This is a genomic window from Tepidanaerobacter sp. GT38, from assembly GCF_021991635.1.
In the GTDB taxonomy this organism is placed as follows: domain Bacteria; phylum Bacillota; class Thermosediminibacteria; order Thermosediminibacterales; family Tepidanaerobacteraceae; genus DTU063.
In genome coordinates this window covers 23,862-32,346 of record NZ_JAFFJA010000032.1, presented here as the reverse complement: position 1 = coordinate 32,346, position 8,485 = coordinate 23,862, and the positions used below count along the sequence as shown (strand labels likewise).

At 37.1% G+C, this 8,485-nt stretch carries 10 protein-coding genes; 2 read left to right on the top strand and 8 right to left on the bottom strand.

All coding sequences use genetic code 11. The features are described from left to right. Window positions 1-50: 50 nt before the first annotated feature. From rpmF to pta, 4 genes are all read right to left on the bottom strand, one after another. Window positions 51-233 (bottom strand): 50S ribosomal protein L32, encoded by a 183-nt coding sequence (gene rpmF / locus JT739_RS05830; protein WP_237660167.1) that lies wholly within the window; start codon window positions 231-233, stop codon window positions 51-53. A gap of 17 nt (window positions 234-250) precedes the next feature. Then, window positions 251-778 (bottom strand): DUF177 domain-containing protein, encoded by a 528-nt coding sequence (locus JT739_RS05825; RefSeq protein WP_237660166.1) that lies wholly within the window; start codon window positions 776-778, stop codon window positions 251-253. Window positions 779-842: 64 nt separating this feature from the next. Continuing rightward, the gene (locus JT739_RS05820) at window positions 843-2,033 is read right to left on the bottom strand and encodes an acetate/propionate family kinase (protein ID WP_255688418.1); all 1,191 of its coding nucleotides are present in this window, start codon (window positions 2,031-2,033) and stop codon (window positions 843-845) included. Between the two features lie 37 nt (window positions 2,034-2,070). After that, a complete protein-coding gene (pta, locus tag JT739_RS05815) occupies window positions 2,071-3,057 on the bottom strand; it encodes a phosphate acetyltransferase (protein ID WP_237660165.1) in 987 nt (328 codons plus the stop codon). Window positions 3,058-3,315: 258 nt separating this feature from the next. Here pta and JT739_RS05810 point away from each other — a divergent pair, with 258 nt between their 5' ends. After that, a complete protein-coding gene (locus JT739_RS05810; RefSeq protein ID WP_237660164.1) occupies window positions 3,316-4,575 on the top strand; it encodes a nucleotidyltransferase in 1,260 nt (419 codons plus the stop codon). On the opposite strand, the gene JT739_RS05805 is transcribed toward JT739_RS05810, so the two are convergent. Further along, a complete protein-coding gene (locus JT739_RS05805; protein ID WP_237660163.1) occupies window positions 4,557-5,558 on the bottom strand; it encodes a PDZ domain-containing protein in 1,002 nt (333 codons plus the stop codon). The two genes, JT739_RS05810 and JT739_RS05805, sit on opposite strands and share 19 nt — an antisense overlap. A gap of 102 nt (window positions 5,559-5,660) precedes the next feature. Here JT739_RS05805 and ylbJ point away from each other — a divergent pair, with 102 nt between their 5' ends. Further along, on the top strand, window positions 5,661-6,920 hold the full coding sequence (ylbJ, locus tag JT739_RS05800) for a sporulation integral membrane protein YlbJ (RefSeq protein WP_237660162.1): 1,260 nt from the start codon (window positions 5,661-5,663) through the stop codon (window positions 6,918-6,920). A 1-nt stretch (window position 6,921) separates the two neighbouring features. On the opposite strand, the gene JT739_RS05795 is transcribed toward ylbJ, so the two are convergent. The 3 genes from JT739_RS05795 to rsmD are packed head-to-tail and all read right to left on the bottom strand — an operon-like array spanning window position 6,922 to window position 8,428. Beyond that, complete coding sequence (locus tag JT739_RS05795) at window positions 6,922-7,368, bottom strand: ATPase (protein ID WP_237660161.1); 447 nt, start codon at window positions 7,366-7,368, stop codon at window positions 6,922-6,924. Window positions 7,369-7,398: 30 nt separating this feature from the next. Next, window positions 7,399-7,881 carry a pantetheine-phosphate adenylyltransferase gene (gene coaD, locus JT739_RS05790; RefSeq protein ID WP_237660160.1) on the bottom strand — a complete coding sequence of 161 codons (483 nt, stop codon included), beginning with the start codon at window positions 7,879-7,881 and terminating at the stop codon, window positions 7,399-7,401. A gap of 7 nt (window positions 7,882-7,888) precedes the next feature. Continuing rightward, complete coding sequence (rsmD, locus tag JT739_RS05785) at window positions 7,889-8,428, bottom strand: 16S rRNA (guanine(966)-N(2))-methyltransferase RsmD (RefSeq protein WP_237660159.1); 540 nt, start codon at window positions 8,426-8,428, stop codon at window positions 7,889-7,891. Window positions 8,429-8,485 lie beyond the last annotated feature (57 nt).

Below are 8,485 nucleotides of genomic sequence, written 5' to 3'. Positions count from 1 at the left end.
ACTCCAAAGGGAGCATATCAAAAGCGAAGGTATTTTTTTAGTCTAATTTTTTAATTGGCATTAACTTCAATTACTTCGCGATTTTTATAGTACCCGCAGCTTGGGCATGCCCTATGAGGCAGTTTGGGCTCGTGGCACTGGGGGCATTCTGAAATTGACGGCAACCTTAGCTTCCAGTTACTTTTTCTTGAGCGGGTCCTTGATTTAGAAGATTTATGTTTTGGATTGGCCATTACAACACCTCCTCCAACTAATCACTCTTTAACAATTGCTTCAACACTGCAAGGCGCGGATCTATATTATTTGTTTCGCATTTACAGGTAGTCGTGTTTAAATTTACACCGCAATTTGGACATAAGCCCTTGCAATCATCTTTGCAAAAAATTTGGCTTGGCCAATTGAGGATAATTTCTTCTAATATCAACGGATATAAATCTACATCATCGCCATGAAGCTCAAGAATGTCTTCATCTTCTTCATCTTCTTCATCTTCTTTAGATTCAGAAACCATGTCTTTAAACTTCGATAAAAAATCTATCTTTAAACTGATTTGGGTTGCTGTAAGGCATCTATAACACAGGGTATCTGCAGTTGCTTCTATCTGCCCTGTAACTTGAAATAACCCGCCTCCCAAATTTTCTATTTGACCTTTTACCCTCACCGGACCAAGATTTTTTATATCTTCCCGGTCAAAATCAAAGTCTACAGTCCGCTCCTCAAAATCAAATTCAGAAATACCGCCCGCTGTGTCCCTTATTCCGGACAAATTAAGTTTCACAAAAAGTCACCTCAAGAAAGTCACATCTTATTATATATTCATAAAAAACTTGTGTCAAGTAATCTTAGACTAAAGCAACAGTATCCAGTGCAATCATCAATTCTTCGTTTGTGGGGATGACAAGTACCTTTGTTTTGGCATCTTCAGAAGAAATATCTGCCTGTTTTCCTCGAACTTTATTTTTCTCTTCATCTATTTTTATGCCAAAGTATTCCATATCTTCGCATATCATATTTCTTACTACGTATGAATTTTCTCCAATTCCTCCGGTAAACACGATGGCATCGAGGCCATTCATCGCAGCCGCATATGAACCGATAAACTTCTTGGCCTGGTAAGCAAAAATTTGTAATGCCAGTTGAGCACGAGGATTTCCATTTATAGCTGCTTCTTCTAAATCTCTAAAATCGCTGCTTACACCTGATACTCCATATACGCCGCATTTTTTATTAAGATAATTGCTGATCTCATCTAGAGATAGACCTTCCTTTTCCATAATAAAAGGAACTATAGCAGGGTCAATATTACCGCAACGGGTTCCCATCAAAATTCCTTCAAGGGGTGTAAAGCCCATGCTGTTGTCAATTGACTTGCCGTTTTTCACGGCTGATATACTTGAACCATTGCCGAGATGCAATGTAACCAACTTAAGCTCTTCAATAGGTTTATTTAACATTTTTGCGGCTTCAGCAGACACGAAACGGTGTGATGTTCCGTGAAAACCGTATCTTCTAACACCATATTTTTTATACAATTCATATGGCACGCCGTAAATATATGCATATTCAGGCATCGTCTGATGAAAAGCTGTGTCAAATACTCCAACCATGGGAACATCCGGCAGCAGCTCCTTAGTTGCTTCAATACCAATAATATTTGGAGGATTGTGCAAAGGTGCTAAATCAACACATTCTTTCAGAACTGCCATTACTTCATCAGTAATTTTAACTGAACCGGAGAATTTTTCTCCACCATGAACAACTCGATGGCCTACCGCAGAAATTTCTGAGATACTTTTAAGTACTCCGTAATTTTCATCTAAAAGCGCATCCAGCATCATTTTTACAGCAACTTTATGGTTCGGAATTTTTTCTGATATTACAACTTTCTCCATACCTTTTGGCGTATGTTTTAGCGTCCCTTCTTCAAGGCCTATCCTTTCCACCAAACCTTTGGCCAAGACTGATTTGTCATTCATGTCAAATAACTGATATTTCAAAGATGAGCTTCCGCAATTAATAACGAGAACTTTCAAGACACTAACCTCCTAAATTATTGTTGATCTACTATTCTTAATTTGCTTGTAAAGCTGTAATTGCGACCACATTCACAATGTCGTCAACACTGCACCCTCTAGATAGATCATTTATTGGAGCGGCTAAGCCTTGGCTTATTGGACCTACAGCTTCAGCCTTTGCAAGCCTCTGAACGAGCTTGTAGCCGATATTACCAGCGTTAAGATCAGGAAATACTAAGATATTGGCTTGTCCAGCAACTGGACTGCCTGGTGCTTTGGAACTGCCGACTTTTGGAATCAAAGCTGCATCCGCCTGCAACTCTCCATCAGCTAACAGCTCTGGAGCCTGTTGTTTTAATAATTTGGTAGCTTCTACTACTTTATCTACCATTTCGTGTTGAGCACTTCCTTTAGTTGAAAAAGACAGCATTGCAACTTTTGGCTCGTCGTCCATTAATGCTTTCCATGTCTTGGCAGTGGCTATAGCAATTTCCGCCAGTTGTTTAGCATCAGGATTTGGATTTATAGCACAATCCGCAAAAAGCAAATGACCTTTTGAACCCAATTCGCAATTGGGCACAATCATCATAAATGCACTGGAAACTACTCCTATGCCCGGTGCTGTCTTTACAATTTGAAAAGCAGGTCTAAATACATCACCTGTTGCAGTTGCTGCACCAGCCACCATCCCGTCTACATCTTTATTTTTTACCATCAAAGTACCAAACCATATTGGATTTTTTACTAGTTCTTCAGCCTTCTCCATGGTCATACCTTTATGTTTGCGAAGCTCGTACAAAAGTTCGGTATAATCTTTTGCTTTTGAATCTGTAGCAGGGTCTATTATCTCGACATTGGAAAGGTCAAGTCCATCTGCAATGTTATAAATCTCTTGTTTGTTTCCTAACAATACTGGTTTTGCTAATTTTTCCTTAACAATGATTTCTGTGGCTTTTAGAACTCTTTCATCCGTTGCCTCCGGCAGCACTATGGTTTTCGGTGATTCTTTAGCGCGCTGCCTTATTTTCTGGATAAATTCCATTTTAATTACTCCTTCCTCTTATATCAAAATTTTATTTTTAAATTAATTAAACTTATTTTTTTAGTTTGCAAGCACCTTAACAATTATACCATAAATTTTTAAATATATTTGGCTTTAATGTAAATTTATCGATATTCTTGTCAACTGGGTTTTTTTGTTTAGCAAATTTTATCTTCTATATAACACAAAAAAATTCCTCCTTAATATTTTTTGCTTTTTGTTATATAATAGTCAAAAGCCCATCGGGAGGTGCAATTTTTGAATGTAGTTGGTATTATCGCAGAATACAACCCTTTTCATAAAGGTCATCTGTACCAAATAAATACCGTAAAAAAAGTATTAAAGCCTGATGCAATTGTTGTAGCTTTAAGCGGTAATTTTGTTCAAAGGGGAGAACCGGCAATTTTTAACAAATGGGCTAGGGCAGAAATGGCCCTCCGAGCAGGTGTTGATTTGGTCGTAGAACTGCCTGTCTGTTTTTCCACTGCGACCGCAGAAATTTTTGCAGAAAGTGCCATAAAATTGTTATTAAAAACTGGGGTAGTCAACACTTTAAGTTTTGGAGTTGAAGAATATCACGAACACGAACTTATCTTTTTAGGAAAATTATTGTCAGAGGAGCCTTCCTCGTTTAAATCTATTTTAAATGAGTTTTTGCAAAAAGGTCTGTCTTTCCCTAAAGCCAGGGAAATGGCAATAGCAAAGTACATTACCTTAAATAATTTAAATTTGAATGTGGAACTTATATCAAAATTGCTGAATAAGCCAAACTTCATTTTAGCCACTGAATATGTTAAAGCAATAAACAAATTAGGCGCCAGCTTTACCATATTTCCTGTAATCCGAAAGGGCCACCAGTACCACGATAAGACACTTACAGAAGATTACGTTAGCGCATCTGCCATAAGACAAACAATAATTACAAATCGACAGGATTTTATGGATAAGATTGCTAGCCACCTGCCAACTTTAACCCTTCAAGTAATTGCCAAAGAAATCAAACATCATCACAATCCGGTTTTTTTGCAGGATTTTGAAACTGTTATTTTGTATATACTGCGCCACATCAAAACCCATGAACTCAAAAAATTTTTTGATGTGCGAGAAGGTCTCGAAAATCGAATAAAGAAAGCAGCTCAAACTTGCAGCAATCTTGATCAGTTAATTTCACAGATAAAATCAAAAAGGTACCCAGCCACAAGAATTCAAAGGATACTAATACAGATATTACTGGATATACCGAAAGAAATGGTTGAAAGCAGGTCACCATACTATATTAGGGTTTTGGGTTTTTCCGAAAAGGGAGCTTTACTACTAAAACAAATAAGTAAAAATGCCAGTATCCCTATAATCACCAAAACTTCACACTTTAAAAAACTTGACCAACGGGCAAAATCCATGTTTGAAAGAGATTTGTTCTCCTCTGATATCTATAGCCTTGCATATGAGGATCCAAATTTAAGAACAGGGGCATCAGATTTTAGGAGGAAAGTTATTTGCTATAGTTTTTCTAAGTAATTTAAGATATCATCCAAGGTCTTCACTGAAACAACTTCCATGTCAAACCTTTCAGCTGCTTTCATAGCAGCTTCTGCATTTTTTTCGGGCACAAAAAATATTTCGGCACCTGCCCTAACCGCTGCCACAACTTTTTGTTCTACACCACCTATCTCCCCTATTTGTTCATCTATACTGATGGTTCCGGTTCCAGCGATTTTTCGACCCTTTGTCAAATCCTCTGGAGTAAGTTGATTTAAAATTTCCATTACAAACATACTTCCTGCAGAGGGCCCACCTATTTCACCGGTATTTATCTCGATTTTTAAAGGCAGTATTGGTTTCCAATTAAGCGTAGTTATATATATTCCTATTATAGATCTGCCCGGTTCAGTTTTGCTTTCGATAGTTGGTAATGTCACAGTCATTGTCTTGTTTTCTCTCTCAAATTCCAATTCTACCATATTTCCTATGCCACGACTTGCAACTTTATTAACTACCTCTTCCGCTATATTAACCTGCTCATTATCCACCTTTTTTATTATATCACCAGGCATCAATTTCCCCTTTGCAGGGCTATCCGGCATGATCTCAACTACCTGTGCCCCATCACCTAGTATCTGTGGATCATACCCTGCCTTTTTTAGAGCAACCACTTCAGCTATTTTTTGGCTTTCCTGCATCCATTTTTTCATATAATCCATATACTGTTTCAAGTCCCAGCCCGGTGGTATCACTTGTTCTTTTGGCTTAATTTCAACATTGGGATCTATAGCAGCATATATCAACAAAGGAAGATTTAACGTATGACTTGATACCGTCGTCAAAAAAAAAGACCCCTTATCTTTTGACCCATTTTCAACTGTCACTATTTCTTTTAAATCTACGGCAATACCAGGAGCCATTATCGTATACTTTTGAGCTAAATAGAAGTTTAAGCCAAACAACAAGATTAAAGTTAAAACAATTAACTGTAAGGATTTTTTTCTCAGTCTATTGAACATCTCTCCTGTCTCCTCTTTCTGAAATAAGATAAGAATAATAAATACTCCCAAGCAATATATATTATATTGACATTATCAAAATTACACTTGGGAGGCCCGAGAATGAACATAAAAAATAAATATCATAATTTATCAAAAATAAATCAGTTATTTTTACCTGCTTTAGCAGTTGTTATTACTATTTCTATTGTTCGATTTCCCGATGAAGCTTTTAATGCCGCAGTAAATGGCCTTGATGTATGGTTTACAATAGTATTACCCGCTCTGCTGCCTTTTTTTATAGGTTCACAACTTTTAATGGGCCTTGGCGTAGTTCACTTTATGGGGGTACTGTTGGAACCCTTTATGCGCCCCCTGTTTAACGTGCCAGGTGCGGGCTCCTTTGTCATGGCCATGGGCCTTGCCAGCGGATATCCTGTTGGTGCTATGCTTACAGGAAAATTGGTCAAAAGAAAATTATGCAACACTTGGGAAGCAGAACGTCTCATGTCATTTTCAAATACAGCAGATCCCCTTTTTATGGTAGGAGCTGTTGCAGTGGGAATGCTAAAAGACGTACGACTGGGCACTATTATTGCTCTTGCACATTATATCTCTACTTTAATATTGGGATTTTTAATGCGTCTTTATGCACGAAACAAGGAAATTACTCCTCCTCCGGCAACATACGGCCCTCAACAAGGAATTATATTAAAAGCTACTCGAGAGCTCATTAGGGCGCGCAAAGAAGACAACAGACCCTTTGGAAAACTTTTGGGCGATTGTATTAGAGATTCCGTTAACTCATTGTTATTAATACTTGGATTTATAATGTTGTTTTCAGTTGTCATAAGAATTGTAACCGTAGCAGGATTAATAAATATAGTAAGCCCTTTTGTGGAAACCATTCTTAAAGTTTTCGGCTTCGATAGCAGCTTAGCACCTGCTGTTGTCAGTGGATTTTTCGAAACGACTATTGGCTGTCAGTTAGCAAGTAATGCTAGTGCTCCACTTTCACAACGAGTCATAATGGTAAGCAGCATAATTGCCTGGAGCGGTTTATCTGTCCATTTTCAGGTTATGAGTATGGTAAGTGATACAGATATAAAAATGGCACCTTATGTCATTGCTAGAGTAATTCATGCCTTTCTCGCAGGTCTCATAACATATATAATGATAACAATGCCAGTCGGCAGTTTTGAATCGCTAGTAATACCTGCTTTTGCCATGTCTCCATCAACCACATCTGAAAGCTGGATGTATATTTTTAAAATTTCTACACAGGTTTTCGTCCTACTGCTTATCTTGGTGCTTTTTGCAGCTATAATAACTCATTTGATCAAAAGTCTCAATATTATTGGGTTTAAGGTTGTAAAGAAATGATTTAGTTAGCTTGTTTTAGTTCCTCTCTGCTCTTTTTTAAGGTCTCCAATAATTTTTCCAGGCAATTTTGAGCATCTTCTAAAATTTCATCAGCATATGCATTTGCACCAGCCCGCAGCTCTCGGGCTGTTTGTTTGGCAAAGGCCAATATTTGATCCGACTTATCTCTAGCAAGCTTAGTAATTTCATTCTGGTTTACCATCTTTTCAATGTTAGCTTGAGCTTCTTTAAGTATCAATTCGCTCTCTTGTTGGGCCTCAATTAATATCTTCTGCCTGTTCTGAATGATCTTTTCGGCCTCCTTTAAATCCTCAGGCAATTCTCTTAAAAGCTCATCAAGCAAATTTAAAACCTGTTCTTGATCAACAACCACTTTATTTGAAAGCGGAATCTTCGAACTGTTAATTATTAAACTTTGAAGATCCTCAATAATTTTAATACATTTCACTTAGAAAACCCCCTTTAACCTTTTTCAAAATCACTTAATGTTAAATTTTTGCCTTAACCGTTTTTCTACAATTGGTGGAACCAAGTCTTTGACGCAACCTCCAAATCGAGACACTTCTTTCACTATGCTGGAGCTTAAATATGAATATTTTGTACTGGTCATTATAAAAATGGTTTCGATCTTATTATCTAGCTTATTATTCATAAGGGCCATTTGAAGCTCATATTCAAAATCAGACACAGCCCTTAAACCTTTAACTATAACTCTAGCCTGTTTTAATCGAGCAAAATCAACGAGTAGGCCTGAGAAACTATCTACCTCAATATTTTTGATATCTTTTGCCGACTCTTTTATCATCTCCAATCTCTCTTCTACAGTAAACAGCGGCTTTTTTTGAGGGTTTGAAAGGACTGCTACAATTAACTTATCAAATAGTTTTGCACTTCTCGCGATAATATCCAAATGACCGTAAGTAATCGGATCAAAACTTCCAGGATATATTCCAATATTCAAATGTCAGTCACTCCTTCACCAAAAACGTTAATGCAGTTCGGCCATAATTTTTGTTCTTGTAACATGAAAATCCATCAAATGCAAATGACTCATCCCTTGGATGCTGAACTATTACTATTGAAGCAGCGATGCTACTGGCTTTTAAAATGTTCAAAGTTTTTTCTATGTGATTTTTATAATAAGGGGGGTCTAAAAAAATTATGTCAAAAATGTTTCCTTCTAAAGCTAATTTTTCAATACCATGAATAATATCATCTTTAATAACTAGGCCTTTGTCGACAAAATTTAAAGCTTGAAGGTTCTGATTAATTACTGCACAAGCCGCTGGATTTTTTTCAACAAATACCGCCTTATTGGCTCCCCGGCTTAACGCTTCAATGCCTACGGCACCAGTACCTGCAAATAAGTCTAGAAAGTTGCTGCCCGGTACTCTATCTCCAATTATATTAAATAAAGCTTCTCTTACGAAGTCACTTGTAGGACGCGTATCTATGCCTTTTACTGATTTGATTTTTCTTCCTCTATGAGTGCCACCTATAATTCTCATAATATACCACCTTGTTCAAGCAATATTCTAACATATTAAGGTCAACTTTAAAACAAA

Bases quoted from the DNA above. Each gene is read 5' to 3' on its own strand.
- rpmF (WP_237660167.1), bottom strand. From the start codon at position 233: ATGGCCAATCCAAAACATAAATCTTCTAAATCAAGGACCCGCTCAAGA.
- JT739_RS05805 (WP_237660163.1), bottom strand. From the start codon at position 5,558: ATGTTCAATAGACTGAGAAAAAAATCCTTACAGTTAATTGTTTTAACT.
- pta (WP_237660165.1), bottom strand. From the start codon at position 3,057: ATGGAATTTATCCAGAAAATAAGGCAGCGCGCTAAAGAATCACCGAAA.
- rsmD (WP_237660159.1), bottom strand. From the start codon at position 8,428: ATGAGAATTATAGGTGGCACTCATAGAGGAAGAAAAATCAAATCAGTA.
- ylbJ (WP_237660162.1), top strand. From the start codon at position 5,661: ATGAACATAAAAAATAAATATCATAATTTATCAAAAATAAATCAGTTA.